Annotated in this window: 33 protein-coding genes and 1 tRNA gene; 23 read left to right on the top strand and 11 right to left on the bottom strand. The window is 64.9% G+C overall.

The window, feature by feature from the left end:
- Positions 1 to 10 precede the first annotated feature (10 nt).
- From ACWDTP_RS01115 to ACWDTP_RS01125, 3 genes are all read left to right on the top strand, one after another.
- Positions 11 to 703: a helix-turn-helix transcriptional regulator gene (locus tag ACWDTP_RS01115; protein ID WP_450015695.1), complete on the top strand. Its 693-nt coding sequence runs from the start codon at positions 11 to 13 to the stop codon at positions 701 to 703.
- A gap of 304 nt (positions 704 to 1,007) precedes the next feature.
- The gene (locus ACWDTP_RS01120; protein WP_450015697.1) at positions 1,008 to 1,802 is read left to right on the top strand and encodes an SDR family oxidoreductase; all 795 of its coding nucleotides are present in this window, start codon (positions 1,008 to 1,010) and stop codon (positions 1,800 to 1,802) included.
- 92 nt (positions 1,803 to 1,894) lie between these two features.
- A complete protein-coding gene (locus ACWDTP_RS01125) occupies positions 1,895 to 2,788 on the top strand; it encodes a helix-turn-helix transcriptional regulator (RefSeq protein WP_450015699.1) in 894 nt (297 codons plus the stop codon).
- Between the two features lie 20 nt (positions 2,789 to 2,808).
- On the opposite strand, the gene ACWDTP_RS01130 is transcribed toward ACWDTP_RS01125, so the two are convergent.
- Positions 2,809 to 3,693 (bottom strand): LysR family transcriptional regulator, encoded by an 885-nt coding sequence (locus ACWDTP_RS01130; RefSeq protein ID WP_450015701.1) that lies wholly within the window; start codon positions 3,691 to 3,693, stop codon positions 2,809 to 2,811.
- 160 nt (positions 3,694 to 3,853) lie between these two features.
- On the opposite strand from ACWDTP_RS01130, the gene ACWDTP_RS01135 reads away from it, so the two are divergent.
- From ACWDTP_RS01135 to ACWDTP_RS01150, 4 genes are all read left to right on the top strand, one after another.
- Complete coding sequence (locus tag ACWDTP_RS01135) at positions 3,854 to 4,345, top strand: PAS domain-containing protein (RefSeq protein ID WP_450015703.1); 492 nt, start codon at positions 3,854 to 3,856, stop codon at positions 4,343 to 4,345.
- Between the two features lie 70 nt (positions 4,346 to 4,415).
- Positions 4,416 to 5,063 carry a LysE family translocator gene (locus ACWDTP_RS01140; RefSeq protein WP_450015851.1) on the top strand — a complete coding sequence of 216 codons (648 nt, stop codon included), beginning with the start codon at positions 4,416 to 4,418 and terminating at the stop codon, positions 5,061 to 5,063.
- Between the two features lie 315 nt (positions 5,064 to 5,378).
- Positions 5,379 to 6,287, top strand: coding sequence for an alpha/beta fold hydrolase (locus ACWDTP_RS01145; protein WP_450015705.1), 909 nt, complete (start codon positions 5,379 to 5,381; stop codon positions 6,285 to 6,287).
- A 50-nt stretch (positions 6,288 to 6,337) separates the two neighbouring features.
- Complete coding sequence (locus ACWDTP_RS01150) at positions 6,338 to 7,246, top strand: aldo/keto reductase (RefSeq protein ID WP_450015853.1); 909 nt, start codon at positions 6,338 to 6,340, stop codon at positions 7,244 to 7,246.
- A gap of 56 nt (positions 7,247 to 7,302) precedes the next feature.
- Here ACWDTP_RS01150 and ACWDTP_RS01155 read toward each other — a convergent pair whose 3' ends face one another.
- Entirely contained in the window at positions 7,303 to 8,154 is an 852-nt protein-coding gene (locus ACWDTP_RS01155; RefSeq protein WP_450015707.1) for a helix-turn-helix domain-containing protein, read from the bottom strand.
- 204 nt (positions 8,155 to 8,358) lie between these two features.
- On the opposite strand from ACWDTP_RS01155, the gene ACWDTP_RS01160 reads away from it, so the two are divergent.
- From ACWDTP_RS01160 to ACWDTP_RS01190, 7 genes are all read left to right on the top strand, one after another.
- Positions 8,359 to 8,526 (top strand): antitoxin MazE-like protein, encoded by a 168-nt coding sequence (locus tag ACWDTP_RS01160; protein WP_450015709.1) that lies wholly within the window; start codon positions 8,359 to 8,361, stop codon positions 8,524 to 8,526.
- Complete coding sequence (locus ACWDTP_RS01165) at positions 8,477 to 8,854, top strand: type II toxin-antitoxin system PemK/MazF family toxin (RefSeq protein ID WP_450015711.1); 378 nt, start codon at positions 8,477 to 8,479, stop codon at positions 8,852 to 8,854. Before ACWDTP_RS01160 ends, ACWDTP_RS01165 begins: the two co-directional genes overlap by 50 nt.
- Positions 8,855 to 8,985: 131 nt before the next feature.
- Positions 8,986 to 10,023, top strand: coding sequence for an aldo/keto reductase (locus ACWDTP_RS01170; protein ID WP_450015713.1), 1,038 nt, complete (start codon positions 8,986 to 8,988; stop codon positions 10,021 to 10,023).
- A 161-nt stretch (positions 10,024 to 10,184) separates the two neighbouring features.
- On the top strand, positions 10,185 to 10,424 hold the full coding sequence (locus ACWDTP_RS01175) for a type II toxin-antitoxin system Phd/YefM family antitoxin (RefSeq protein ID WP_450015715.1): 240 nt from the start codon (positions 10,185 to 10,187) through the stop codon (positions 10,422 to 10,424).
- A gap of 26 nt (positions 10,425 to 10,450) precedes the next feature.
- The gene (locus ACWDTP_RS01180; RefSeq protein WP_450015717.1) at positions 10,451 to 10,846 is read left to right on the top strand and encodes a PIN domain-containing protein; all 396 of its coding nucleotides are present in this window, start codon (positions 10,451 to 10,453) and stop codon (positions 10,844 to 10,846) included.
- Positions 10,847 to 10,957: 111 nt separating this feature from the next.
- Positions 10,958 to 11,233 (top strand): hypothetical protein, encoded by a 276-nt coding sequence (locus ACWDTP_RS01185; RefSeq protein WP_450015719.1) that lies wholly within the window; start codon positions 10,958 to 10,960, stop codon positions 11,231 to 11,233.
- A gap of 41 nt (positions 11,234 to 11,274) precedes the next feature.
- Positions 11,275 to 11,709, top strand: coding sequence for a pyridoxamine 5'-phosphate oxidase (locus tag ACWDTP_RS01190; RefSeq protein ID WP_450015721.1), 435 nt, complete (start codon positions 11,275 to 11,277; stop codon positions 11,707 to 11,709).
- A gap of 184 nt (positions 11,710 to 11,893) precedes the next feature.
- On the opposite strand, the gene ACWDTP_RS01195 is transcribed toward ACWDTP_RS01190, so the two are convergent.
- Positions 11,894 to 12,103, bottom strand: a complete 210-nt coding sequence (locus ACWDTP_RS01195) for a hypothetical protein (protein WP_450015723.1) — start codon at positions 12,101 to 12,103, stop codon at positions 11,894 to 11,896.
- Positions 12,104 to 12,336: 233 nt separating this feature from the next.
- Between ACWDTP_RS01195 and ACWDTP_RS01200 the strand changes: the two genes are divergently transcribed.
- Positions 12,337 to 12,585, top strand: coding sequence for a DUF3297 family protein (locus ACWDTP_RS01200; protein ID WP_450015725.1), 249 nt, complete (start codon positions 12,337 to 12,339; stop codon positions 12,583 to 12,585).
- A 205-nt stretch (positions 12,586 to 12,790) separates the two neighbouring features.
- Here ACWDTP_RS01200 and ACWDTP_RS01205 read toward each other — a convergent pair whose 3' ends face one another.
- Positions 12,791 to 13,363, bottom strand: a complete 573-nt coding sequence (locus ACWDTP_RS01205; protein WP_450015727.1) for a TetR/AcrR family transcriptional regulator — start codon at positions 13,361 to 13,363, stop codon at positions 12,791 to 12,793.
- A 95-nt stretch (positions 13,364 to 13,458) separates the two neighbouring features.
- Here ACWDTP_RS01205 and ACWDTP_RS01210 point away from each other — a divergent pair, with 95 nt between their 5' ends.
- The 6 genes from ACWDTP_RS01210 to ACWDTP_RS01235 all read left to right on the top strand — a co-directional run bounded on the left by ACWDTP_RS01210 (position 13,459) and on the right by ACWDTP_RS01235 (position 17,574).
- Positions 13,459 to 14,418: an NADP-dependent oxidoreductase gene (locus tag ACWDTP_RS01210; RefSeq protein WP_450015855.1), complete on the top strand. Its 960-nt coding sequence runs from the start codon at positions 13,459 to 13,461 to the stop codon at positions 14,416 to 14,418.
- Between the two features lie 44 nt (positions 14,419 to 14,462).
- Positions 14,463 to 16,070, top strand: a complete 1,608-nt coding sequence (locus ACWDTP_RS01215) for an FAD-dependent monooxygenase (protein WP_450015729.1) — start codon at positions 14,463 to 14,465, stop codon at positions 16,068 to 16,070.
- An 80-nt stretch (positions 16,071 to 16,150) separates the two neighbouring features.
- Positions 16,151 to 16,384 carry a hypothetical protein gene (locus ACWDTP_RS01220; protein WP_450015731.1) on the top strand — a complete coding sequence of 78 codons (234 nt, stop codon included), beginning with the start codon at positions 16,151 to 16,153 and terminating at the stop codon, positions 16,382 to 16,384.
- Entirely contained in the window at positions 16,317 to 16,685 is a 369-nt protein-coding gene (locus ACWDTP_RS01225; RefSeq protein ID WP_450015857.1) for a type II toxin-antitoxin system PemK/MazF family toxin, read from the top strand. Before ACWDTP_RS01220 ends, ACWDTP_RS01225 begins: the two co-directional genes overlap by 68 nt.
- A gap of 119 nt (positions 16,686 to 16,804) precedes the next feature.
- A complete protein-coding gene (locus tag ACWDTP_RS01230) occupies positions 16,805 to 17,158 on the top strand; it encodes a hypothetical protein (RefSeq protein ID WP_450015733.1) in 354 nt (117 codons plus the stop codon).
- A complete protein-coding gene (locus ACWDTP_RS01235) occupies positions 17,149 to 17,574 on the top strand; it encodes a PIN domain-containing protein (protein WP_450015735.1) in 426 nt (141 codons plus the stop codon). Before ACWDTP_RS01230 ends, ACWDTP_RS01235 begins: the two co-directional genes overlap by 10 nt.
- A gap of 208 nt (positions 17,575 to 17,782) precedes the next feature.
- On the opposite strand, the gene istB is transcribed toward ACWDTP_RS01235, so the two are convergent.
- The 6 genes from istB to ACWDTP_RS01265 form a co-directional block, all read right to left on the bottom strand.
- A complete protein-coding gene (istB, locus tag ACWDTP_RS01240; protein WP_450015737.1) occupies positions 17,783 to 18,634 on the bottom strand; it encodes an IS21-like element helper ATPase IstB in 852 nt (283 codons plus the stop codon).
- Positions 18,631 to 19,992, bottom strand: a complete 1,362-nt coding sequence (locus ACWDTP_RS01245; protein ID WP_450015739.1) for an IS21/IS408/IS1162 family transposase — start codon at positions 19,990 to 19,992, stop codon at positions 18,631 to 18,633. The genes istB and ACWDTP_RS01245 overlap by 4 nt, the downstream gene beginning before the upstream one ends.
- A gap of 332 nt (positions 19,993 to 20,324) precedes the next feature.
- Positions 20,325 to 21,587: an IS4 family transposase gene (locus ACWDTP_RS01250; protein WP_450015859.1), complete on the bottom strand. Its 1,263-nt coding sequence runs from the start codon at positions 21,585 to 21,587 to the stop codon at positions 20,325 to 20,327.
- Positions 21,588 to 21,710: 123 nt separating this feature from the next.
- Positions 21,711 to 22,484 carry a hypothetical protein gene (locus tag ACWDTP_RS01255; RefSeq protein WP_450015741.1) on the bottom strand — a complete coding sequence of 258 codons (774 nt, stop codon included), beginning with the start codon at positions 22,482 to 22,484 and terminating at the stop codon, positions 21,711 to 21,713.
- 51 nt (positions 22,485 to 22,535) lie between these two features.
- Entirely contained in the window at positions 22,536 to 22,820 is a 285-nt protein-coding gene (locus ACWDTP_RS01260; RefSeq protein ID WP_450015743.1) for a hypothetical protein, read from the bottom strand.
- Positions 22,821 to 22,857: 37 nt separating this feature from the next.
- On the bottom strand, positions 22,858 to 23,052 hold the full coding sequence (locus ACWDTP_RS01265) for a hypothetical protein (RefSeq protein ID WP_450015745.1): 195 nt from the start codon (positions 23,050 to 23,052) through the stop codon (positions 22,858 to 22,860).
- Between the two features lie 16 nt (positions 23,053 to 23,068).
- Between ACWDTP_RS01265 and ACWDTP_RS01270 the strand changes: the two genes are divergently transcribed.
- Positions 23,069 to 24,181: a site-specific integrase gene (locus ACWDTP_RS01270; protein ID WP_450015747.1), complete on the top strand. Its 1,113-nt coding sequence runs from the start codon at positions 23,069 to 23,071 to the stop codon at positions 24,179 to 24,181.
- A gap of 105 nt (positions 24,182 to 24,286) precedes the next feature.
- Positions 24,287 to 25,321 (top strand): hypothetical protein, encoded by a 1,035-nt coding sequence (locus tag ACWDTP_RS01275; protein WP_450015749.1) that lies wholly within the window; start codon positions 24,287 to 24,289, stop codon positions 25,319 to 25,321.
- Positions 25,322 to 25,440: 119 nt separating this feature from the next.
- Here ACWDTP_RS01275 and ACWDTP_RS01280 read toward each other — a convergent pair.
- Positions 25,441 to 25,515 (bottom strand) — tRNA-Val (locus ACWDTP_RS01280).
- Positions 25,516 to 25,534: the final 19 nt, after the last annotated feature.

Consider the following 25,534-nt stretch of genomic DNA (forward strand, 5'->3'; position numbering starts at 1 on the left):
ACTCACATTCATGAGGAGAGCCGAGCGGTTGTACGCGCTGGTCGATCTGCTGAGGGGATCGCGGCGGCCGTTGTCAGCCGCTCGGCTCTCGGAGGAGTTCGAGGTGTCGAAGCGCACCATTGAGCGTGACATCCAGTCGCTTCAGCTGGCGGGGGTCCCGATCTATGCCGACCACGGGGCGTCGGGCGGGTATTCGATCCTGCGGGAACACTCCCTGCCGCCGCTGAATCTCACGGTGCCGGAGTCGCTGGCGGTGCTCGCGGGCCTTGGCCTGCTGGAGACCTCACCATATGGTTCGGCGGCGCATCGGGCGCGGGCGAAGGTCCTTGCGATCAGCCGCGAGGATCAGCTCGCCCCAGTCGATGCGGCATTGGCGTCGATGTTCGTCATCGACGCCCGGTCGCCGTCCGAGGCGGCGATCGCACTGATTCCCGAGGCGATCGCCGCGCGCCGGGTCGTACGGTTGGACTACACCGCAGAGGACGGCGAGACTCACACCACCCGTGCCGTGGAGGCGATGGGTCTGTTGCGCGGAGGTGATGCTTGGCTGTTCGTGGGATGGTGTCGGCTGCGCGAAGGCATCCGCGGATTCCAGCTCCACCGCATCCGGCACCTGGAGATCACCGGAGAGGTGTTTCCCGAACGCGATCCTGCGGTGCTCGAGGCGGATCTGTCGCGCTGGCGCACTCGCCGGCTCCGGTAGGGCGGCTTGATGTGACGGCATCCGAGAACACCGGCGAGTTGCCGCGGTACGCGGCTAGCACCTCGGTCGCGAGGGCGGCCCGATCGATCCGCAGCGTGACTACCGGGACAAGGGAGGCTCTGCCAGTACCCCTATTACGGGGATCTCCCTGGCGTACGGAATGCCGCCTAACTTGCTAGGAGAAGTGACCGGCTGAACAGAAGGACGAAGCCTCGGATCTTGGGTTGCACTGCTTGCAACGCCCGGATTCCTTCGCCCCAGCTGAAATCGCCGAGCGGGTGCCGATCAAGGAGAGAGACGACACGTGGCAAACGGCAAATTCGCAACGCATGCAGAACTTTTCGACCTGAGCGGTAAACGCGGCCTGGTCACCGGTGGCAGCAGGGGCATCGGGATGATGATCGCGCGCGGGCTGCTGCAGGCGGGTGCCCGCGTGGTCATCAGCTCACGCAACGCGGAAGCGTGCGCTCAGGCGCAGGAACAGCTGGCCGAATTCGGCGAGGTCTGGGCGGTCCCCGCCGACCTGTCCCGGCACAAAGAGTGTGAGCGCCTCGCTCACCTCGTCACGGCCGACTCCGGGAGTCTCGACTTCCTCGTCAACAATGCGGGCGCAATGTGGGACGAGCCGTTGGAGACGTTCCCGGCAGAAGCCTGGGACACGGTCATCGACCTCAACCTGAAGTCCCCGTTCTGGCTGGTGCAGGCGCTCCTGCCGGCACTTCGTAGCGCTGGAACCGCCGACGATCCCGCGCGGATCATCAACATCGGCAGCATCGCCGCCATACACATCCCCGCGCGGCCCAACTACTCGTACTCCAGCAGCAAGGCCGCACTACATCAACTCACCAGAGTGCTCGCCAAAGAACTTGGCCCGCAGCACATCACGGTGAATGCGGTGGCGCCGGGACCGTTCCCGTCGGCAATGATGGCGGCAACCCTCGACGAGTTCGGTGAGGCGATCGCCGCGTCGGCCCCGCTGCGCCGGATCGGCCGCGACGACGACATGGCGGGTGTCGCGGTGTTCCTCGCCGGCCGGGCCGGCGCGTACCTGACGGGCACCATCATCCCCGTCGACGGGGGGATCGCCACGACTGCGTAGGCCGCCTGGGCGAGGCCATCGTTGACGACGCTCAGCCGTCGCGGCTGCACGGGTACCTGTCCTCGCGTGCAGTTCGGGCCTACGGTGGGTGGATGGCCGACACGCTTGACCTGCGCACCGAGATCCGAGAGTTTCTGAGGTCGCGTCGCGCCCGCATCTCGCCAGAGGCAGCCGGCCTACCCGCCTACGGCGGGAGACGTCGGGTCGGGGGGCTCCGCCGAGAGGAGGTAGCGCTACTCGCTGGAGTCTCGGTCGAGTATTACGTGCGCATTGAGCGCGGCAGGCTGGCCGGCACCTCAGAAGGCGTGCTTCACGCACTAGCCACGGCCCTACAGCTCGACGAGGCGGAGCGCGATCACCTGTTCCACCTCGCGCGGCGGTCCGGGGCGCCCGACGGCCAACGGCGCCATGAACCTCCCGCGACGGTGCGTCCGGCGCTGCAGGAGGTACTCGACGCCATGACCGGTGCGCCGGCGTGGATTCGCAATGGGCGTCTTGACGTGGTCGCGATGAATCAGCTGGGTCGCGCGCTGTATTCACCGGTGCTGGCCGACCCGCGACGGCCCGCCAACACGGCATGGTTCGTGTACTTGGATCCCGGCGAGGCCGAGGCGTTCTTCGTCGACTATGAGCAGGCGGCGCGAAATGCGGCCGGGATGCTGCGTCTGGAAGCGGGCCGTAATCCGCACGACGAGGAACTGGTCGCCCTGGTGCGCGAATTGTCAACGTCCAGTGAGCTGTTCCGGCAGCACTGGGCATCTCACGACGTGCGGCTGAAGGGATACGGGAGCAAACGTGTCAATCATCCGGTGGTGGGCCGGCTCGACCTGAACTTCGAGTCCATGGATCTGCCCACCGAACCTGGCCTGCAGTTGAATGTCTATACCGCACCCGCCGGAGGAGCGGCCGCAGACAATCTGGCCCGGTTGGCGTCGTGGGCCCGCGAACAGACGCTGGCGACCGAGCTTCATGCCGCCAGCAGATGACGCGGAGATGGGGTGGTTGCTCAGGCGACCGATGCCAGGTGTGCACTGAACTCTGCAGCAGGACTGGACAATTCCAGCCGATCGCGGTAACACAACAGCAGGTTGCGGTGCGCCCACGCGTTCGTCAGGCCGACGGTGCGTAGGTCTCCTGACGGCCACTGGGCGGCGGCCAAAGCTGGAACGACCGCGATGCCGACACCGGCCGCCACCGCGGCGCAGATCGCGTCGGTGGTGGGTAGACGCGCCCGGTAGTGGGGGCGAAGGCCGAGGGGCTCGGTTTGCCCATTCAGGTGTTCCTGCAAAGGATTTCCCTGGGTGAATCCCAGGAACGGGTAATCCAGACATGCGCTGAACGCAACTTGGTCGCGATCCGCCAGCGGATGGCTGGTTGGCACTATTACGACCAGCCGGTCTGGGCGCAGTGTCGTGCACTGCAACTGAGCCGAGTCCACGGTGTCGGCGATGATTCCGAGCTCGGCGCGTCCATCGGTGACAGCCGCGACGATCTCATGGCTCGGTCGCTCCTGTATGTCGATGTCGACGTCGGAATGGGTGGCCAAAAAGTCGGCCAGCCCAGTCGACACCAGTGTCTGGGTGGCCGACGTGTTCGCCAGGACCACCAAAATGGATTGCAGTCCGTCGGAGCAGCGAGCCAGTTCGCTGCGCATACGAGCAAGCTGGCCCACGATCGCTCGGGCGTGCGCCACCAACAACCACCCGGTCGGAGATGGAACCACACCCCGCCGATGGCGGTCCAGCAATTTGGCCCCGAGAGCCTTCTCCATCGCTGCGATCCTCGCACTGGCCGATGCCAACGACAGATGCGCGTGCTCTGCTCCTCGGGTGATGCTGCCCTGGTCGACGACCTGCAGGAAGAGTTCCAAATCGGTGAGGTCGTAGGCCATACAGTCACAGTAATCAAACCAACCACAAACGCGTCAGCCTTCGTCATGACCGAAGGCTGACGCATAAAAAGACTCATTGTGCGCACGGGTGCGGGCGTCCACGCTTGGGTTAATGCCGGATACCGGAAGGCAGGCACGACGGCTACCCGGAAGGTACTCAATGACAACGCACGCTGATCGCACCGCGATCTCCGATGACAGGATCGCCGCGGACTTCGCGCTGGGCGAGTGGGCGGACCGGCTGCTCGAACAAGCCGGGCTCGGGGTCACGATCGTCGACCGGCACGGCGTGGTGATGTACTACAACAAATGGGCGTCCGAGCACCTGGACCGCGACCCCAGCTATCTCGGCCACTCCGTGCACGAACGGCATCGCCGCAAGATCACCAACCCGCGGTTCGACGCCATGCTCAAACTGTTCGTTGACGGCCGGATCGAGCCGGTGCAATACGTAGCCCGGCCGTACGGGAGAACCACCATTCTGGTGACAGTTTCACCGATCCGGATCGACGGCGAACTTGTTGGCGTGTCACAGCTCGTGCTGCTGAAAGATGAAGTGCAGGAACTGCTTGCACGTTTCGACGCTACGGGTCGCGAGTCGTTCGAACGCGAGATGCTGCCCAACGGCGACCCGGACGCGTCACGGTCGTGATGAACAACAGATATCGAAGTCTTCCACGTCGCTAGTCAGATCGTCTGAAACGGGTCGAGCTATGGATCATATGGTCGGGATGTCGGCGGTTCTAGGAATCGCGGCCGTCGCGTTCGGGATAGTCCTCATTCCCGGACCCAACATGTTCTACCTGGCGTCCCGCTCGATCACCCAGGGGCGCGGCGCGGGACTGATCTCGTTGGCAGGGGTCGCCGTGGGCTTCGGGGTCTACCTGGTGGCGGCCGTGGCCGGACTCGCGGCAGTCTTCGCGGTGGTCCCGGTGGCGTACACGATGTTGAAAGTGGCGGGTGGCGTGTACCTCCTCTATCTAGCCTGGCAGGCGTTCCGCCCGGGCGGAACCTCTCCGTTCTCCCCGAGGGATCTGAAACCGGCGTCGCGGCGCAAACTGTTCACCATGGGGCTGGTCACCAACCTCCTCAATCCCAAGATCGCAGTGCTGTATGTGTCCCTGCTGCCGCAGTTCGTGAAGCCGGCTCACGGCTCGGTGGCGATCCAGAGCCTCGTATTGGGCGGGGTGCAGATTGCCATCGCGCTGGCCGTCAACGCGGCCATAGTCTGGAGCGCGTCGAGGTTGTCGGTGTTTCTGGCGGCCAAGCCTCGATGGATGGCGCTGCTGCGGCGGGTCATGGGCACGGTGCTCGCGGGCTTCGCGGTGAAACTCTTCTTGGACCCGTCGCGCGCGGTGGGCGCCGGTTGAGCCGGCACGAATCTCGCCGTATGCCCTCCCGATGAGCGTCTCGCGTTCTTCGAACAGCCGTAGTGCGGTCGCGCGCCGACCGATATCGCCCTGAGGCGACCTCGTTTTCGATATGTGTTCGCGGACATTCCAGAACGGCGACGCACCCTAGGGATGGGTCGTTGAGATGCCGCGTTTTTCAGTCGCGGGATGAGGTCGGTAGGTGGCCCTAGCGGTGATTCGGACGTGCTGGGGGGTCGGGTTGCTCCCCCCTTCGCAGGAATGTCGAGGCGACGCCGGCCGCTGACAGGCATGCACACAGAAAGGTGAAGGAACATGACCACAGCGCGCGATGTCGATGTCCACCACGGTCGTGCCTGGGTCGACTCTGAAAAGATGGTTTGTATCGGCTATACGGTTGTCACTCCACCTGAACCCACTAAGACCGTCGTGCTTCTCCACGGAGCTCCCCAAACGCGATATGAGTGGCGCAAGGTCATGATGCCGCTAGCCGCTGCCGGCTATCGGGTGATCATGCCCGACTACCGCGGCGCCGGCGCGTCTGACAAACCTCGTGACGGGTACGACAAGTGGACCATGGCCGGTGACATTCACCGTCTTGTGCGCGAGACCCTGAGCGTGGCGGAGCCCATCTCGCTTGTCGGCCATGATCTCGGATCGGCGCTGGCTCTGAGTTTCGCGTTGCGATACCGCGATGATGTCGTGAGCGCCACCTTCATGGAAGCTCCGCTGCCGGGCACTGCCTACTATGAATGGCGCGTGGCTCAGAAGTCGGCGTGGCAGTTCTCCTTTCATGCCAACCCGGACATCGCTGTGTACCTCACGCACGGACGTGAACGTTGGTACATCAACCGATTCTTCGACGAATTGACCTACCAGCCGGATGCGATCTCCAATGATGACCTCGATGTTTACGCCCGCGCGTTCGAAGCCCCAGGAGCCATGCGCGCACTGTGTGAGATCTACCGGGAACTCGACCGCGACGCCGACGACAATCGCACCGCGCTGCAACAACACGGCAAGCTCACCATCCCGGTGTTGGCTTCGGGCGGTGCTTGCGGGCCACTCGCCAGCAACTTCCGGGCGATGTGTGAAGAGGTCGCGGATTCGGTGACAGATCAGCTTGTCCCGGACTGCGGTCACTGGGTGGCTGAGGAGCAGCCCGAATACTTCACCAGGATGTTTTGTGAATTCGACGCGGCCGCCCGCGGCGTGACCATATGACACCGCCCCGGCGCCACAACGGGCCATCAACCACAATGGAAATAGATGAAATGGAGGTATTCGCAATGGCGAATGTGAACCCGCAGACGATCAGTATTGCTGGAAAGACAGTGTCGCGCTTGGGCTTCGGTTCGATGAGATTCACTGGCCGGGGGATCTGGGGTGAGCCCCAAGACCGGGACGAATGTATCGGCGTGGCCCGTCGGGCGGTCGACCTCGGCGTGCAGTTCATCGACACCGCCGACTCCTACGGTCCGCATGTCGCCGAACAGATTCTGTATGAGGCGCTGCATCCGTACCCCGATGACGTGATCATCGCGACGAAGGCGGGTTTGACCCGAAACGGACCGGATGTCATCGACACTCCTTCGGGGCCCAAGCGACTCGGCCCGGCGGCCTGGCCACCGGTCGGACGACCCGAATACCTGCGGCAGCAGGTGCTGATGAGCATGCGGCGCCTGGGGGTCGATCAGATCGATCTCTTGCAGCTGCACCGGGTGGATTCCAAAGTGCCGTTGGCAGACCAGATCGGTGAGCTCAAGGCGCTCCAGGACGAAGGCAAGATCCGAGAGATCGGCATGTCGCAATGCACAGTGGCGCAGCTCGACGAGGCACGACAGATCGCCGATATCGTCAGTGTCCAAAGCCGATTCAACGTCATCGACCGGGGCGCCAACGACATGTTGGAGGTGTGCGAACGCGACGGGCTCGCGTTCATTCCATGGGCGCCGGTCGCGCAGGGCGGGCTCGACGCGGCCCACCAAGCGCTCGCCGACATCGCCAGGGCGCACCAGTGCACTGTGGGCCAGGTGGCGATCGCCTGGTTGTTGCATCTCTCACCGGTGATGCTTCCCATCCCTGGCACCTCGCGCCGCACGCATCTGGAAGAGAATATGGCTGCCGCGGAAGTGAAGTTGACACCGGAACAGATCGACGTGCTCAGCGCGGCTGCCGGTTGATCGGTCATGGCGGCACACGGCGGCAGTGAACTCCGTGTGCCGCCATCAGGGCGCGGCTACGGCGACGCGGTCACCGTCGTGAGAGATTCCAGTAAGGCGACGGCGTCGGGAGACGGCCCGTTCTCGAGCGGACAGTAAACAAACAGCCGCTGGTCGGGCGCATCGGCTACCTCGAGCGCCACGAAGTGCAGGTGTAGCTCGCCGACTTGCGGATGATGGAACAGTTTGTCCTCACTGGTGCGCGGACGGACGTCGTGGGTGGCCCACAGTTCGGCGAACACCGAACTGCAGGAGGAGATCTCATCGACCACCTCGGCGACGCGGTCGTCATTCGGGAATCGGGTCAGGCCGGAACGGAGGTTGCCGACGACCTGAGTGGCCACATGGTGCCAATCGGGGTAGAAATCTCTGGCGGCAGGGTCGAGGAACACCATGCGGGCAAGGTTGTCAGTGGCGCCGAAGCCGCTGTACATCGCGCGACCAGCCGCGTTGATCGTCAGGATGTTGAGGCCGAGATCGACGACGAATGCCGGTACGCGCAAGCCGGAATCGAGGAGCAGCTGGATTCCCGCCGAGACCGTGGTCGAGTGAACGGGCATCGCCAGGGGGACGGGATGGACGAGCGAGATGAGGTACGCGGTCGCGTGCGCATCGAGCCGCAGCGCGCGTGCGAGCGCACGAAGCACTTGCAGCGACGGTCGGTGCTCCCGACCCTGTTCAAGTCGTCGGTAGTAGTCAGTGCTCAATCCGGCGAGGAGAGCCAGCTCTTCTCGCCGAAGGCCTTGAACCCGCCGACCGTCGCCGGGTACGAGGCCGACGTCCTGCGGCGTCACCGCTTCGCGCCTCGCTCGTAGAAACGAACTGAGCTCCGCCGGTCGATCTGCCATAGCCCTCTCCATAACGACCATCCCTGCATAACCGGCAAGGCCGCGGGTTCCGCAGACCTTTCGCCGGCTCCGCCACGCTCAGGCGAGCCAACGCCCGTTGACACGAACCAGGATGCGGTTTATAAACTAGCGCACGCCGCTGTGACGTGCGTGAACGCCTATTTTCCGGGCCCGTTACATGACGGCACGGCGGTGAGGGGCCGGGTCGGAGAGTACCGACGGCGGATGCGGGAGCGGGGCCTGCGACCGCGGCAGGTCTGGGTGCCCGACGTGCGCACCGCGAGTTTCGCCGCCGAGGCGCATCGTCAGGCTTCGCTGGTCGCACGAGCAGACGAAAGTTCCGATGACCAGGATTTCATTGAGGCCATTTCGGCGCCGTGGGAAGAGGAGTGAACCGGGGGAGATCTGGACGGTATCGGGAGGCGTATACGCAACTCAGCCGCGTCCTGCGGTGATTGTCCAGGATGACCTCTTTGACGCCACGAGTTCAGTGACGGTCGCCCCGATGTCCAGCACGCTGTTGGATGCACCATTGATGCGCATCCGGATTCCCGGCGGAGACGGCCGGTTATCTGGACTGGATCACGACAGTGACGTGATGATCGACAAGCTTACGATCGTGAGAAGATCGAATGTCCACGTCCGGGTTGGCCGACTGTCGGCGGAGCAAGTCGTCGAGGTCGAACGAGCGATGATGGCATTCCTCGGTCTTGCGCGATAGGCGAAAATCGTTGCACCACACAGTGATTCGGCGAAATGCACTGGAAACCCTGCAGGTTCGATTGCAGCAGCGTTGGATATGTGCTGATGTCTTCCTTGCGACCCTTGGACGGCCTCGGGTAGGCAGGAGGCATGGAATATCGGCTGCTCGGACGGTCCGGATTACGGGTGTCGGCACTCGCGCTGGGGACTGCGGCGTTCGGGAACAGCGAGCCCGATGGCTGGGGTGCGATTGACCTGAGCGAGGCTCGCCGCCAGGTGGATGCAAGTATCGACGCTGGTGTGAATCTTGTTGACACATCCAACTTTTATGCAGACGGCCGTTCCGAGGAGTTCATCGGGGAGACGCTCAAGGGTAGGCGAGAGTCGGTACTGCTATCGACCAAAGTGCGATTTCCGGTGGGGGATGGCCCGAACGACTCGGGCTTGTCGCGCCATCACATCCTTCGGGCGGTCGAGGACAGTCTGCGTCGGTTACGGACTGATCACATTGACATCTACCACGTGCACGAATGGGACGGACAGGTTCCGCTGGAGGAAACGCTTCATGCCCTCGACACCCTTGTTGGCGACGGGAAGGTGCGCTACTTAGGTGTCTCGAACTATGCAGCGTGGCAGATCATGAAGGCGCTCTCGATTTCTGACGCCCACGGGTATCAACGCTTCGTCAGCAATGAGATCTACTACTCACTCGAAAGTCGCGATGCCGAGTACGAACTGCTGCCCCTGTCCGTAGATCAAGGGCTGGGCGCGTTGGTGTGGAGTCCGCTGGCCGGCGGTCTCTTGACCGGGAAGTACCGACGCGACCAGGATCCCGAGCAGGGCCGCCACCTCAGCGGCTGGATTGAACCTCCCGTGCGGGATGTGAACCGGTTGTATGACACCGTCGAGGTCTTGATTCGGGTGGCCCAAGGGCGAGGGGCGACGCCGGCTCAGATTGCACTGGCGTACTTGCTGACGAAGCCCGCAGTCAGCAGCTTGATCGTCGGCGCCCGCCGTGTGGGTCAGCTTGAGGAAACACTGCGTGCGGTCGACATTGAACTCGCCGAGGATGAACTCAACCAACTCGATGCTGTCAGCGCACCGGCGCTCATCTACCCTCACTGGCATCAGGCCGCAATTCCGCCGGAGTTTCGCGGGGAGGCGGACAAAGTCCTGCACGGCCGATGAACATGGAGTACTGGTAACCCGCCATATTCGATTCCGCCGTATTCCTAAGGTGTGCGGCCTGCCCGGCGACGCTCCGGAGGACGGTGCTGGGCTCGCGAGGGTCTGCGGCCGATACGGCATCCGGCCGAGCGGATGTGTCTCACCGGTGATACTCTACGCATATGACTGAGGTGGTGACAGTTCGCGACCTGCGCAACCACGGTGGGGAAGTGCTGCGCAGAGTGGAGCGTGGTGAGCGGATCGTAGTGACGCGTGATGGTGCGGCGGTAGCCGAGCTGAGCCCGTTGCCGCGGCCTAGCGTGAGTCCCACTGAACTGATTCGCCGGCGCCGGAACCTGCCACGTGTGGACGTGGAGAAGTTGCGTTCGGACGTGGACGGCGTGGTGGATCCGTCACTGTGAAGGGATCCGCTGACCAGTCCAGAGGCATGCTCGACACGTCGACAGTGATTCTGCTTGGCCGGCTGGCGGATCCCGACGAGTTACCAAACGAGTCGGTAATAAGTGCGATAACTCTCGCTGAGCTGTCCGTGGGGCCGCACGTCGCCCAAGCCGACGTCGAACGCAGCGCACGTCAGCAACACCTACAGCAGGCGGAGGCGGATTTCGAAGTCCTTCCGTTCGACGCCGAAAGTGCGCGGGCGTTTGGGGGCGTCGCTGCCGCGCTGCGTACGTCGGGCCGCAAACCAGCCGCGCGAGCCTACGACGCGCTCATTGCGGCCAGTGCCGTCGCGCACGGTGTGCCGTTGTACACGTGCAATCCCAGTGACTTCGCTGGGATACCCCAGCTAGAACTGCGTGTGGTCACGCACCCGGATCACTGATTCAGTGTGCCATCTCGGACTTCGCGTACCGCCGATCGTCTTACACCACCAGGAGGCCGCTGAAAACCGTTGGGCGGCAGCGCAAAAGGCGTAATTTTCCGGTAACTCTGCGTGACAAAGCGCCTGATCGAACTCGACGACGACCTGCTGGGGCAGTGTTTTGGTGCTCGTCGTCCGTCACCCGCTTCGTCAGGGCTTCCGGGCAGCGCCGGGCGAACGGATGAAGGATTTCGATCGATGTCGGAAACTCAGCCGACCAACAATCCGCGAAAGACGTCGTGCCGGTACGGATTTACGGCATGTCAGCTGACAAAGATCGCCGGCCGGTTGTCTGCTTCCTGGAACGCGTCGCGGTGGGCCGACGTGCACCTCGACTCCATCCTCTGAGGTCGGGAATCGTGCGGGGCGACACGAGGTTGGTCAAGATTATGTCGAAGATGACCCGCGCAGAACGCGAGAATTATCTGGCCGATTTGCACGTTGGCGTAATTGCGGTCGAACGCCCTGGGCGCGCACCGCTGTCTGTACCGATCTGGTACGCCTACGAGCCCGGCGGCGAGGTTGTGGTCTCCAGCTTGGTGGGGTCGTTGAAAGCTCGCCTCATCACCGCTGCCGGGCGCTTCTCCATCACCGCGCAGGATGAGACCTTTCCCTACCGTTACGTCACTGCCGAGGGGTCGGTGACCTCGATCGAGACAGCCGACGACGCCACCATGGGCGCGATCGCCGTTCGCTATCTCGGCGAGGAAGGGGGCAAGGCGTTCACGGAGTCGTTCGCCAGGGACCATCCTGACACTGAGTCGCTCTTGTTCCGGATGCGACCTGAGCGTTGGCTCAGCGTCGACTACTCCAAGGAGTCCTGAGTACGGCTTGGCTCATTCGTCGAGTGGCGACGAGAGTGAGGAGTGTATTCACCGTGGTGAAGTCAATTCTTGCTGGTAAAGCGAGTGGGTCGAATACGACAGGGGAGACGGGTGCCGACTGCTGGCCAGATCGCCACCGGTAGCGCCAACGATCCGGTGCTCACGCCCGCCGCGTTGTGACGGTTCACGCGACACTGCTGACGATCGCGATAACCAACCCGCCCAGGGTCAGCACCCCGACCATCACCGCGGCGGCGAACGCCCGAGCCCGGCGGTGCCGACGTGCGTCGTAGATCGCCACCGCGATGCCGGCGAAGGTCAACGCTGCATAGGCTGCCAGCCCCACCGTCAGCGCCGCCGTTGACGCGGCGCTGGCCAGGGTCACGGTGTGCACGCGGTGAGCCTACGGCGCGAACGGGAGCATCGCGCCGTCGGTCAGTGCGGGTTGGCCGAATGACGGCAGCGCAACTCGTTGACCTCGAGCGGGCAATGAGGCATTCCTCGGCCTTGCTCGATGAATGAATGTGGGGCCGCGCTCCAAGGCCTACGCGCATCCCGATACGGCTGGGTCGGGTAGATTCTTCGAGAACGATCGAGCACCCACCGCAGCATTCGACGAAGGCCATTATGTCCGAGGATCAGAACACAGACATTCCACCGAATCACCTCTCCATCGATCCGCGTAGCGCCTTCTATAGCGAAGAGGTGCTTGGCCGCGGTGTGGGGATTCGCTTCAATGGCGCCGACAAAACCAATGTTCACGAATACGACGTGGCCGAGGGTTGGGTGCGTGTTGAAGTCCCTACCGCGAAGGATCGCCACGGAAATCCTATGGTCGTCAAGCTCAGTGGCACGGTTGAACCGTACTTCCGCTGAGCGGAATAGCGGACGTCTAGCGGTTACAACGAGTGATGGTTCGCGAAGGCCCAGTGGCTCTTAGCGCACCCGCGTGGCCGGCAGGGCATCCTGCCGGAATCGGGCTGCAGCAACGGATAGGTGTGTGTGGTTTCGGTCGTTGCGGCACCCGCTGCTGACGCTTACTGGACTCATCCACCTTCGCACAATCCGAGGGGTCGGGGGTTCAGGGTTGGGAGCGGAGCCCGTCTAGGAGGACATTCAGTAGGCGGCTTGTCCGGGCGTCGTGTTCGGGCGGCTTGGTCACGGTGAAGATCCCGATGAGGTTAGCCGCGATGTCTTCGGCGCTGATATCGGCGCGCAGTTCACCTGTGGCGCGCCCGGCGTCGAGGATGTCGTCGATGGCTGCCAGCAGTTCGATCCGGGTTCGGGCGTGGGCGATCTCGCCGGATTCGACCATGGCAACCAGTGTGTCGAGCATGCCGTTCTTGGTTGCGATCCAGTCGCCGAACAGGTCCATCCAGCGTCGCAGCGCCTCCGGCGGGGGGAGCTGTGCGAGCAGGTCGCGGGCGCCGATGGTGAGCCGCGTGACCTGATCGCGGTAGACCGCGTCGACCAAGGATTCGCGATTGGGAAAGTGCCGGTAGAGGGTGGCGATGCCGACCCCGGCTTCGCGTGCGATAGCGCGCATCGAGGGCTCGGTGTCGGCGGACGCGAACACGCGTGTCGCCACGTCGAGGAGTTGGTCGCGGTTGCGAGTCGCGTCCGCTCGCGGCCGACGATCTTCCGGGTCAGTCAAAACGGATCACGCTCCGGTTGTGTTACGGTCGGCTTCGGAAACGGAGCATAGTACGTTTTCCGCTTCACTCACCCCGCGGAGGAGATCAGGTGGACATGCAGCAACAGCGCCCCGACACGTCTCTGGCCACCGGCAGAGCAGTTCTGCTCGAGTCGTTCGGCGGCCCGGAGGTGCTGACCGTCGGCCAGGTGTCGGCACCAAAGGCCAGCACCGGACAGATCCGCGTGCGGGTGAGAGCCGCGGGACTAAACCCGATGGACTGGTTCATGACCTCCGCCGCGGACACCGCGGCCCGGTTCGGATTGAACCTGCCGTGCGGATTCGGTACCGACTACGCCGGCGTCATCGACCAGGTCGGTGACGGTGTAGCCGGCTTCGCCGTCGGCGACCGCGTTTTCGGCGGCGCCCTCTCCCGTGCGGTCGCCGACTACGTCATCATCGACGTGACCGGAACCGTCGCGGACGGTGGCGCCGCCCACCACACCCCAGACGGCCTCGACGACCGCACCGCCGCCACCCTCGCCATCGCAGGGTCCACCGCCGCCGCCGCGCTCGCCGTAATCAACCCCCGCCCGGGCGACACCCTGCTCATCGGCGGCGCGGGAGGCGGAGTCGGGGTATTCGCCGTCCAGCTCGCACGCATCGCCGGCGCGCGGGTGATCGGGACGGGATCGGCGTCGTCGGCGGACAACCTGTACGCCCTCGGCGCCGAGCCGGTCACCTACGGCGACGGCCTGGTCGCACGGGTCCGCGCCTCGGCTCCCGCCGGCGTCACCGCAGCGATCGACCTGCATGGAACGGAGACGGTGCACGCGGCGCGGGACCTCGGGGTGCCCGACGAGCGGATCACCACCATCGCTGCGCAGGTCGACGGCATCACGCCCGCCAACGGCGCCAACGCCGCACCCGGCGCGATCGAGGAGATCGCCCGCCTCGTCGCGTCGGGTCGGCTTCGGGTGCCCATCGCGGCGAGCTTCCCGATGGAGCGGGTTCGCACCGCGGTCGAGCTTCAAGCCGGCCGGCATGTGCACGGCAAAGTCGTCATCGACATCTAGTCACCGCGAGGCTGCCGTACCCGATACCAGAAGGAGCTGACACCATGATCGACGTTCTGATCGCCGGGGCCGGGCCCAACGGCCTCATGCTCGCCTGCGAACTTGCCCTTCACGGGGTCCGGCCCGTGGTGCTCGACCCGACATCGGGGCCCAACCTGCAGCCGAGAGCGGCTGGCGTTTCCGGTCAAGGACCCCGCCTGCTCGACCACCGGGGGCTCTACGAGAAACTCTCGGGCAGCTCCGATCGCCCCCGGCCGATTGAGGGCTTTTCGTTCGGTGCACTGCCAGTGGATTTCGGTGCGGTTGCGGACTCACGGATGTACCTGCTCGCCGCGCCGCAGGCTGAGCTGGCCCAACAGTTGGCGCGAGAAGCAGACGAGCGCGGGCTCGACCTGCGGTGGGGGCACCGTCTCACCGGCTTCGCCCAACACGAGGGCCTCGTCACCGCTCAGGCAGAGGGACCGGATGGCCGGTATGAGCTGACCGCCCGTTACCTGGTCGGCGCGGACGGCGGGCACAGTGTGACCCGCAAGCTGGCCGGGATCGATTTTCCCGGGATGTCCTCCCAAGACGTGGTCACCCGCCTGGCGTTCGGAGTACTGCCACCCCAAGACCGGACGGACGACATCGGCGGCCCCCTGCCATTCCGGCGCGGTCTGCGCGGCTTGTACTTCTGGGGGCAGCCGCCGGGCAAGCCGCCCATACTCGGCACCTTGGAACTCGATCCCACGGCCCGAGACGATCGCCCCTCCGAAGACGGGGTCGAGCCGATGGCTCTCACAGAACTACAAGAAAGCCTTGAACGCGTCACCGGCGGAACGTTCCCCGTGCGGCTCGCCGGGCCGGAAGACGATGTGGAGTTCCGCCGTTTCATCGGTGTCAACTCGCGCATCGCCGCCCACTACCGTACCGGGAACGTTTTCCTCGTCGGCGACGCCGCCCACGTCCACTTCACCATGGGCGGGCCTGGGCTCAACCTAGGCCTGCAGGACGCCGCCAACCTGGGCTGGAAACTCGCCAAAGTGGTTCGCGGCCAAGCGGACCCGACCCTGCTCGACACCTACGAGGAAGAACGCAAGCCGGTGGCGCTGCGTGTGCTCACCAGCAGCCGGGCGCAGCTCGCGCTCATCCGGCCCGGGCCCGAGACGACCGCACTGCGAGAGATTTTCAGCGAACTGCTCGCCGATCCACAAACCGCCGGCCGCATCAGCGACCTGCTTTCCGGAGCCGACGTCCGTTATCCCGCGCCGGACGGTGCTCACCAACTCGTCGGTCGGTGGGCCCCCGACCTGACGATCGAGACCCGATACGGACGCAGACGGCTCGCCGAATTGGCCCGCGACGGCAAGCCGCTCTTGCTTGATTTCACCGGCGGCGTTTCCGACTTCCGCGGCAACCCCATCGAAGGCGTGACAGTCGTCGTCGGCAGTCCGGTCGAGCCCGTCGCCGCCAGCCGGATGCTGATCCGGCCAGACGGTTTCGTCGCGTGGGCAGACACAACCGAGCGACCCGACCACCACGGCCTCGAGCACGCCCTGCGGCACTGGTTCGGCGTGACCTCACAACAGATTCACCAGCCGCTCGCCGGGCGTGCGGCTGACTATATTCTTCGGAGCTCAAAGAGCGGGATGATCCGGTCCGGCTTTGGATAGGTCTCTATGCGGGGCCTCGGCGAAATAACGACTCCGCGCACCCCTGTGGATGTCTTACAAAACGTCCTACGCTGGGTTCCATGGCTGACACGATTACCTTCCGGCCGGACGAAGACACATCCAAGGCCCTGGAGGTCTTGACCAGAGACGGCACGGCTGTATCGGTAGCTGTTCGTACTGCTCTGATCGACGCCGCGCGACGGAAAGCTGGCGCGGCGATTCGTGCCGAGGCGGAACGGCTTGCTGATGACGAGTCGGACCGCGCTGAGGCTATGCAGGTGCTGCGCGATATGGAGACACTGCGTGCGTGGTGAGGTCCTTCAGTTGCATGCTCCGCGGGGGAGTCGCGGCCACGAGCAGTCCGGTTCTCGCTATGCCGTCGTCGTCCAGTCGGACCAACTGCCGCTGTCGACTTGGCTGGTGGCTCCCACGTCGGCGTCGGCTCGTGCCGCTAGCTTTCGTCCCGAGGTTGAAATTGGCGGCGTGAACACGCGGGTACTTGCCGAGCAGGCGGCGGCGGTCGACCCGGGTCGGCTCGGCAAGAGTGTCGGGTTCCTCAGCTTCGACGAGATGCGGCGCGTTGATGCCGCACTGCGCGTCGTCCTCGATCTCTAAGCGCGCCGCCGTCATTATTCGATCGCACGGAGCAGTCATCTACCGAAACTGCGGCCATCCATGATGTTTGGCGATACCAATCTGGAGCCGCAGGTACGGGTCATCGTCATCAACTCAAGATGTCCGCGATTCATCAGATGAAAACGGCGATTACCGGAAACACGCCATATTCGATTGCTGCATTTCTCCGTTCACGGCTGGTGCGGCCACCGACGGCAGTCGCGTATATACTCAAACAAGAATTCGTATATACGTGGGGTGGCGAGATGACAAAGCGCTTGATTGACCTCGACGATGACCTGTTACTGGCCGCGCAGAAGGAACTTAAGACGTCCGGCGTGTCAGATACCGTCCGCATCGCGTTGCGGCAGGCTGCAGCGGCATCTGCTCGCGCTCGCCAGATCGCATGGTTGAAGTCCGGCGGTCTGGGGGAGATGTCTGACCCTGGTCAACGAGGTGATGTGTGGCGCTAGTAGCGCGGTATCTCATCGACACGAGTGCTGCGGCACGCATGACACACCCCGAGGTCGCCGACCGACTTGCTCCGCTTATTGAGGCCGGACTGGTCGCAACCACCGCTCAGCTCGATGCCGAGGCGCTCTACAGCGCCGGCACCGCCGCGGACTATGCGCAGCTATGGTCGGATCGCCGCCTCGCGTATGAGTACCTGCCGACCAACGATGAACACTGGCAGGCGGCATTGGCTGCGCAGCAGTCGCTGGCGGGCACCGGTCGCCATCGTGCCGTCGGTATGGCCGACTTGCTGATCGCCACCCTTGCCAACGCCCACGATGTGACACTGCTCCACTACAACGCTGATTTCGAGATCGCTGCCGAGGTATTGCCTTTCCGGCATCGGTGGGCGTTGGAACGGGGCAGTATCAGTTAGGTCAGGTCAGGGTGTGGGGTTGAATCCCATTGGTGCGCAGTGCGATATGCGCTGGTTTACTGGTCACCCGCCATATTCGGTTCCGCCGTATTCCTGCCGATCGGCCGCAGCGCGTCAGTCGAGATGCGCCACGGACAAGGCGCTATTGACGGCGCTCATCGAAAATCCCCGGCTGTGCTCGCCGAAATTCCTCACCTGTGAGCAGCGGTCAGTGTAGTTGTTGGCGGGTGCCGGTGGTGGTTCGGCGCAGGGTTTCGGCGGCGGCGTGGTGGTCGCGTAGGCGGTAGGACTCGCCGTCGAGGTTGATGACCACGGAACGGTGCAGCAGGCGGTCGAGCATGGCGGCGGCGACGGTGGTGTCGCCGAGGATCTCGCCCCACGCGCCGACGCCGCGGTTGGTGGTGATGACGATGCTGGTCTTTAAATATCGTTGGGAGACAACCTGAAACAACGCCGAAGCGGCTTCGGCGGGCAGCGGTAAGTATCCCAGTTCATCGATCACCAGGAGTGTCGGTCCGGCGTAGAACCGCATTGTTGTGGCCCAGCGGCCTTCGATCGCGGCGCGGTGACATCGTGCAGCCAGATCAGCGGCGGTGGTGAAGTAGGTGCGGTAGCCGGCGTGTGCGGCAGCGCGTGCCAGTCCGACCGACAGGTGGGTCTTGCCGGTGCCTGGTGGCCCGATGAGCAGGATGTTGGTCGCTGATTCGAGGTAGCGGCAGGTGCCGAGTTCGTCGATGAGCTTGCGGTCGATTCCGGCGGCGGCATCGACGTCGAAGTCGGTCAGGGTGGCCGGGGTGGGCAGGCACGCGAACCGCAGCCGGCCGGCCAGTCGGCGGGCGGTGCTGGCCTCGACTTCGACGGCCAGCAGCCGTTCCAACGCGACGGTCAGTGACAGCCCTTCGGCGGCGGCCGCGTCGAGCACCGCCGGTAGGGCCTCGGCGGCCGCGGCCAGTTTGAGCTCGGCCAGGTGCGAGCGCAGCTGCTGGTAGCGGCTTGCCGCCGCTGACGGCGATTCCTCGGTCCTGTTGGTGGTATTGGGAGTGCCTGAGGTGGGGGTCATTGGATGGTCCTGTTCTGGGCGGCCCGCTCGTAGACGGACAGGTCGATGACGGTGGAATCGGTTGATGACGTTGATGACTCGTTGGTGATGGCATTGGCGCCTTTGAGTCGGATGAGTTGTGCGGCAGCGGCTTTGGCGGCCGGCCCGGGTGGGATGCGTTCCTTGCGCCGGTGCGGGCGTCCGGTCGCCGCGGTGGCCATCGCCACGGCGTCCAGGGCGATGACATGACCGCTGTCACGCACCATCACCCCAAGCCCATCAGCGGCCAACCGGTGCCGAGCGATCACGATCCCGCTCGTGGTGGCGATGTCGACGAAATCGCCGCCGACCGGATGAGACACCACCACGCTGGCGGCGGCCAGTTCCGGGGGCACCGAGTACCGGTTACCGCGGTAGGACACCATCGCTTGGCGCGAGGCGGTGCGGGACTCGGCCACGATCACCGGATACGCCTGCGCCGGCGTCGGCTGCAGTGGTTCGGCCTTGGCCACCACGGCGACCGAGGAGCGGCCATCAGCGGTGGCCCGCAGCCGGGTGTCCCCGCGCACCCGGGCGAAGCGATCCACGCTCACCTGAGCCTGCTCAACGGTGGTGTCGTCGGCCAGGGTGCGCCACCAGCGTTGCGCGGCGGTGTGATTGACCTTCTCCACCACGCCCTTGCGGTTGCCGCGCCGCGGCGGGCAGATCGCCACCGCCACGCCGTAGTGCTTGGCCACCCCGGCGAACGACGCGGTCACCCGACCCGAGCCGGGATCACACACCGTGGCCATCCGGTCGAACCGCCACACCCGCGTGACGCCGCCCAGGCCGCGGGTGACGCGGTCGAGACCGGCGACCAGGTGCGGCTGGTCCTCGCTCGGCGCCAGGTAGCCGCGCCACTTACCCGAATGCGCCAGTGAGCCGACCAGCAGGTGCGCGGTCTTGCCCCAGCCCCACGATGCCGGTGGGTCGGGCAATTCCAGCCAGTCCCATTGGGTTTCATCGCCGGGGGCATGCGGGATCACCGCGTTCGGCCGCTGGGTGGCCGTGCGGCACGCCTGGCACACCGGGCGCAGATTCCGTGCGCGGATGTTGCGGGTCAGACTCTGATACGACAGCCCGAACCCCAGGTCCCCGAGTTCGTCGTAGAGGGTGCGGGCCCACAGGTGCGGGTCCTCGGTCAGCCGCGCGACGACGTAGTCGACGAACGGATCGAACGGATCCGGGTCGGGGCGGGCACGCACCCCCGGTTGGCCGTCACCGGCCAGGTACTTGCGGACCGTCTTGCGGTCGAACCCGGTGTGGCGGGCGATCGCCGAGATCGACCAACCACGTTTGCGTAGGGCATGTACTTCCACATCGTCCTCCCATGTGAGCATGAGAAAGCGGGCCTCCTTCGATGGAGCAACTGGCGTCAGACACCAGCAGCTTCGAGGGAGGCCCGCCCTTCTCGGCGGAGCCACACGGGTGGGGAATTTCGATGAGCGTCAGTGGGGAATTTCAGTGAGCGCGGTCACCGGCGATCATTATGGCTGGCGCATCCTGCGTGCATCCAGGCCGCCGAGAACCACAGCCGCCTTTAGGCCCAATGCCGCGCAGTTAACGGTGGAGTGAGGTTGTCAACTGTCGAGGATGTTGATGGTGATGGTGGTTGTGTGGTTGGTGCGGTCGATGGGGCCTTTGGCTCGGTGTTTGGATATCGCGCGTTTGACTACTCGTGGGCAGCTGCGTGATCGTCGGGTTGGTAGGGGTTGGTTGAGGGCGGCAGTTCCGATACGGCCGATGAGGTCGATGGCGGTCTCGGTGATCGCTGTGGCGGCGTGAATGACTTGGTCTCGGGCGGCGTGCAGAGCGATGGTGAACTGAGTCGGTTTGCGCAGATGTCGGGGCGGGCCCGTGCGGTGTCGGCCAGGGCTGTGCGTAGTGCCTGGTAGGTGATCAGCAGTGCGTAGACCTCTTGGGTGATTCCGGTCGGTGTAGCCGCGCGTAGCACTCGCCCGTCGAGGATGGTCGATTTCAGTTCCAGGTAGCTGGTCTCGATTTCCCATCGCTGGTGGTAGAGATCAACGAGTTCGCGTGCCGGGTAGCGCTTTTCGTCAGTCAAGGTGGTGACCAGGCGGTAGTGGCCAACTCGGGTTGTTGTGGCGTCTAAGCGCACGGTGATCGAGGCGTCAATCACCCGCACGGTGACTGATCCCATGCGTGCCAGCCAGCTGCGGTCGTCCAGTGTGGTGATGGCCGGCAGCACACGGGCGTCTTTGCAGCGGATCAGCAAGTCGGCTCGGGTGTCAGCGATCTGTTCAATCAGGGTGGTGACTGCGAAGTTGCGGTCAGCCAGCAGCAGCATGCCCGGCTTCAAGCACTGTAGAAGTTTTGGTGTGTACGTGGTTTCGCCGACACGGTAGGAACCGAACACTGCATCAACGATGGTGCGGGTGCCGCACGCCACGATGGTGAGCAGGCGCAGCATCGGGTATCCGGACTCGGCGTCAGGACGCCCGGTTTGGCGCCCGAACGCCGTGGCGTTGGCCGCACTGTTGGGCACGAACATCGAGGTGCCATCGATCGCGCAGACCAGCAAGCCTCGCCAGCGGACCGCACCGGCGGCCGGGCCGGCCAGCAGGCCGAACAATTCACGTAGCGGCGCGACCCCGACCCGGCGCATTGCTTGGGACAGTGCCGAGGAACCAGGGGTGGCCACGGCGGCCGGGTCCAGGCCCGCGATCAGCCGCGCCCAGACCCCGCGGTAGCCGACCTCGGAGAACAGTGCCCCGGCCAGCAGCAGATACACCACCACTCGCGAGGGCAGTATCCGAACCCGGCGTTGCACGCGGCCGGTGTTCTGCAGGGCGGCATCGACAAGGTCAGGGGACACGATCCTGGTCAACTCACCCAGATGACCAGGACCGAAAGGCCCCTCGCTCGTCGACGCGACAGGACAGATGACAGACTGAACAGACAGCGGAACTCCCAGCTGAGAAGGATGTCTTGCGAGGACACTCCATCGATACCTGAGAGTTCCGCTGTCCTATCTGCACTCCACCCGGCGTGTCACACTTACCACACCAGCCACATCGCTAACTGCGCGGCATTGCCTTTAGGCCGGAGGAAACGGCTTCCAGGCCCACCCGTCGGCGCGACTCCAGGTGAGCACCTGCCGGTAGCCTGCGGTGAGCCATAGGTGTGTTGCGGCGAAGCCCTCCCCTGGCTCGTACTTGGGGACATAGCCGCTCGGCGAAAGCAATTGGTCGAACAGGTCAAACCCCGGTCCGTGGTGGTGCACGCCGACCGCGAGGTGCCGTTCCGTGACGCCCTGGTGGTCGCGCAGCTTGTCCAGCTTCGACGCGATACCGGCTCCGGTGAGCATCCGCTCTAGGTCGCTGTCCAGATTCTCATCGCGGGGCCAGCCCACTGTCGGCGGCATGCGCACGACCACTGTGCCGGGGGCTGACATCGCGCTCAGCGACAGGGCCAGGTCCGCCGCCGCGAACCATTGAATATCTGCGCCGTCCTCGCTGATTGGTAGTCGCATCGGGGCATCGACGCCGTGGCGGTCACACGCGGCGATGACCGTGGGTAACCGCTTTCGCAGCTGGTCGATTCTCGTGCCGAGTCCAACGCTGACCACCCAACCGCGAGGACTATCGACGGTGACCGTCTCACCGTCGGCTTTCAGCTTGGATTCCATCTCCGCTGCCCGCCCGTCGCGGTAGGTGGTCATTTCCACAGCCCCCGTTACCGCCTCGGGTGACGCGAACACGTAATCGACTGCACGCTGGCGTCCGTCGCGGTCGAACTGTTCTAGCTCGACGCCATGCAGAAGCTCGATGACGGCGCGCAAGTAGACCTCAGGGTTCCGTTCGTCGCTCACCGATGCACCGTAGCGAACGGGTAGGCGATGCCGCCTCCACGCGGCCCGCTCTCAGGCGGCGGGCAGACCGGCGGTCTTGGCAGTCCAGAGGTCGGCGCGCTGCCAGGTGTGCCCGCAGCTGCCGCAGCGGTACCGGCACAGCGCCCACCGCCCACGCCCGGCGGTCACCTCGGTCGGCGCGGTCATGGTGGCCAGCCTCACGTCGCGGTCGGCTAGGTGGCCGAGCGGGTTGCACACCGGGCAGTAGTCCACCGCCCAGCGGTCGGCTGTGGTGGTCGTCGTCATGTCGGTCTCCTCGGTGGTGTCGTTGAGTGTCGTCGGTGGTGCTCCGGTCACCGCTCCGCCGAGGCTCGGCGCGATGCCGGTTGGAACGTCAGGCGGGTGCGGCTTGCTTGGCGGTGGTGCGGACCAGCGGCGGCACCGAGCGCAGACCGGCGCGCAGGTTGGCGAGCTGGGCGCTGCCCGGCCCGCCGCCGTCATCGACGCCCAGCGCCGCACAGACGTCGGTCACGGTGGACCAGGCGTGCGATGCGTGGCTGGCCGGTCGGCGCGGCATCCGGCGGGTCACCACCTACTCGTACGAAATGGACCTGAAACCGGTCCGGCGCTACCTCGGTACTCGCAAGCTCCAGCAGCTGACCAAGGCCGACGGCGACGCGCTGGTCAAGTGGATGCTTACCGAGGCCCGCACCGATCACCGCCACTATCGGGCCGAGAGCCTTGCGGGCCAGGTGGTCGCGCTGGTGGCCGAGCACCCCGAGGGCGTCACCGCCGCCGAGCTTGCCGCCTCCCTGCCCGGCGATGTCCATACGGCGCTGTCGGCGCTGCTGCGGGCTGGCCGCGTCACGCGCCTGCGCCGGGGGGGCTACGCGCCCGCCGCCGAGCCCGAGACCGCCGCCGAGAAACGCGGATTGAGCCCGCAGACGGTTCGGTCGACGCTGACCACGTTCGGCGCGGTCGTGCAGTCCTACACCGATCAGGGCGTGCTGGCGCGCAACGTGATTGCGTTGGTTGAGCGCCCCAAGGATGCCGACCCCGACGAGCGCACCCCTGCCGCCGACGGCCAGGCCGACGACAGCGACGCCGATACCGAGGCCACCGCCAAGTCGTGGACCCTGGCCGAGGTCGTCACGTTCCGCGAGGCGGTGCGCGATCACCGGTTGTTCGCGTGCTGGCTGCTCAGTTGCTACGGCATGCGGCGCAGTGAAGTGCTCGGGTTGCGTTGGTCGGCGGTCGATCTGGACACCGGCACGCTGTCGGTACGGCGTGGCCGGGTGGCCGTCGGCAGCGACACCGTTGAGGGCGGGCCGAAGTCGCGCCGCAGCCGCCGCGATCTGCCGTTACCGGCCGACGTGACCGAGGCGCTGCGGGCGCTCAAGGCGGCCCAGAAGCGCGAGGCCCTGGCGCTCGGCGTCGCGTGGTCCGAGGACCGCCTGGTGGCCGTGTGCCAGGACGGCGAGCCGCTGCGGCCCGAGTCCTACACCGACAAGTTCCAGCGGTTGCGCTCACGCGCCGGGCTGCACCGGATCAAGCTGCACGGCCTGCGCAACACCAGCGTCAGCCTGATGCTCGACCAGGGCCACCCGCCGCACATCGTCGCGGCCTGGCACGGTCACGACCCGGCGGTGGCGCTGTCGATCTACGCCGACGTGAAAGCCGACGAGCTGCGCGCGGTGGGCGCGTCACTGTTCGGCTGACTGTGAGGTCATGCAGATTGCAGGAGCGCGCCATTTTCGAGCGTGGCGTGGCAGATCTACGCTGTCGGTTGCGGACCACACCACGCGGCGCAAGGGAATTGCAAATTGACGCTGAACATCACCACAGTGGCGGCATGGCTGATGTCCCAGACTTCTGATTTCCGAACCACGCACCGCGACAGCAAAAACAAATCAGTCGTCGTGGAAAGTCACACCGCACAAAAGCAATTCGTGTTGCTCTACCCGACGTGGTCGGGACTGCTCTGCTATACCGGCGTGGCCGCAGCCCGAGGCACTGGATTCGCAACACCGCACGACACAGCGGAGTGGTTGGAGAAGCTGTTGGAGCATCCGTACGAGCGACCGCAGTCCCCGCGAGACATCGCGAACCTGATAATGAGCGAAGGTGACACCTGGCTGCCCAAGGTGCCGGAGAAAGATCGACGCACCACCTTCACGATGATCGCCTACGAGCGCGCCATTCCGCGACTCTGGATGATCAGCAACTTCGAGCGCCCAGGCCAGCCCCCGCAGCCGGTCGGAGACGACAAACTCTTTCTCTCCACCTTCAGAGTGCGAAAACCGAAATGCATCGTCACCGGCTGGACACCGGCGGTCTCAGCCGACCAACAGAAATCGCTACTCGACCTCATTGCCTTCAAGCCCGACCCCGACAAGCTGGCCGACGCGGTTGCCATCATCAACCGTGATGCTGCCCCGACGTCAAAAGAATCCCCCAGCGACGAGGCAGGGGTAAGCGAAGAATGCGTCGTCGCCACGCTGTCCCCCGATGGGGCGGGGCAAATACTTGTCTACGGCGACCTTCCCAACGAATTCATACCTCGTGTAGTCATAAGTGGGAGAAATCTCGACCTGTCCGCTTTGCAGCAGCAGCACGGTACGGGGGGCAGGCAACTCGATTCGATTTCCTGGCCTGACCGGGCACAGACCCTAGTCGTCGGAATACACACCGCACCCTGCATCCGCATCCGAGACCCTTGGGGTTTCAAATGGCCGGACGATCCGACCGCCGGGCCTCCCAGGAAAGTCCCCGTCGAAATCACCATGGGCCCCGCCGACGACGCTCCGCCCGGCACTAAACCCGTAACGGTCACATGGATGCATCGAGAGAACGGCTAGCCGGGTCGGATCGCTAAGCCCCCTCCACCATTGGCAACCTGGTGGCAACTTGGCCCGCAATCAGGTGCTCGGCACTGTCTCCAGTCGCCGCCAACTATGGCCTTGACCTGCAATAACTTTGGTGGGCGCGGACGGTATCGAACCGCCGACCGCTGGTGTGTAAAACCAGAGCTCTACCACTGAGCTACGCGCCCCGTCGCAGGCACGGTACAC

It is taken from the genome of Mycobacterium sp. NPDC003449 (genome assembly GCF_053588415.1).

Coding starts and splice junctions, on each gene's coding strand:
- ACWDTP_RS01115 (WP_450015695.1), top strand. CDS start 11: ATGAGGAGAGCCGAGCGGTTGTACGCGCTGGTCGATCTGCTGAGGGGA.
- ACWDTP_RS01150 (WP_450015853.1), top strand. CDS start 6,338: ATGGAGGTATTCGCAATGGCGAATGTGAACCCGCAGACGATCAGTATT.
- ACWDTP_RS01200 (WP_450015725.1), top strand. CDS start 12,337: ATGTCCGAGGATCAGAACACAGACATTCCACCGAATCACCTCTCCATC.
- ACWDTP_RS01230 (WP_450015733.1), top strand. CDS start 16,805: ATGTCCGCGATTCATCAGATGAAAACGGCGATTACCGGAAACACGCCA.
- ACWDTP_RS01170 (WP_450015713.1), top strand. CDS start 8,986: ATGGAATATCGGCTGCTCGGACGGTCCGGATTACGGGTGTCGGCACTC.
- ACWDTP_RS01270 (WP_450015747.1), top strand. CDS start 23,069: ATGGACCTGAAACCGGTCCGGCGCTACCTCGGTACTCGCAAGCTCCAG.
- ACWDTP_RS01215 (WP_450015729.1), top strand. CDS start 14,463: ATGATCGACGTTCTGATCGCCGGGGCCGGGCCCAACGGCCTCATGCTC.
- ACWDTP_RS01190 (WP_450015721.1), top strand. CDS start 11,275: ATGTCGAAGATGACCCGCGCAGAACGCGAGAATTATCTGGCCGATTTG.
- istB (WP_450015737.1), bottom strand. CDS start 18,634: ATGACCCCCACCTCAGGCACTCCCAATACCACCAACAGGACCGAGGAA.
- ACWDTP_RS01175 (WP_450015715.1), top strand. CDS start 10,185: ATGACTGAGGTGGTGACAGTTCGCGACCTGCGCAACCACGGTGGGGAA.
- ACWDTP_RS01140 (WP_450015851.1), top strand. CDS start 4,416: ATGGTCGGGATGTCGGCGGTTCTAGGAATCGCGGCCGTCGCGTTCGGG.
- ACWDTP_RS01145 (WP_450015705.1), top strand. CDS start 5,379: ATGACCACAGCGCGCGATGTCGATGTCCACCACGGTCGTGCCTGGGTC.
- ACWDTP_RS01180 (WP_450015717.1), top strand. CDS start 10,451: ATGCTCGACACGTCGACAGTGATTCTGCTTGGCCGGCTGGCGGATCCC.
- ACWDTP_RS01125 (WP_450015699.1), top strand. CDS start 1,895: ATGGCCGACACGCTTGACCTGCGCACCGAGATCCGAGAGTTTCTGAGG.
- ACWDTP_RS01160 (WP_450015709.1), top strand. CDS start 8,359: ATGCGGGAGCGGGGCCTGCGACCGCGGCAGGTCTGGGTGCCCGACGTG.
- ACWDTP_RS01220 (WP_450015731.1), top strand. CDS start 16,151: ATGGCTGACACGATTACCTTCCGGCCGGACGAAGACACATCCAAGGCC.
- ACWDTP_RS01225 (WP_450015857.1), top strand. CDS start 16,317: ATGACGAGTCGGACCGCGCTGAGGCTATGCAGGTGCTGCGCGATATGG.
- ACWDTP_RS01155 (WP_450015707.1), bottom strand. CDS start 8,154: ATGGTCGTTATGGAGAGGGCTATGGCAGATCGACCGGCGGAGCTCAGT.
- ACWDTP_RS01130 (WP_450015701.1), bottom strand. CDS start 3,693: ATGGCCTACGACCTCACCGATTTGGAACTCTTCCTGCAGGTCGTCGAC.
- ACWDTP_RS01245 (WP_450015739.1), bottom strand. CDS start 19,992: ATGCTCACATGGGAGGACGATGTGGAAGTACATGCCCTACGCAAACGT.
- ACWDTP_RS01135 (WP_450015703.1), top strand. CDS start 3,854: ATGACAACGCACGCTGATCGCACCGCGATCTCCGATGACAGGATCGCC.
- ACWDTP_RS01165 (WP_450015711.1), top strand. CDS start 8,477: ATGACCAGGATTTCATTGAGGCCATTTCGGCGCCGTGGGAAGAGGAGT.
- ACWDTP_RS01210 (WP_450015855.1), top strand. CDS start 13,459: ATGCAGCAACAGCGCCCCGACACGTCTCTGGCCACCGGCAGAGCAGTT.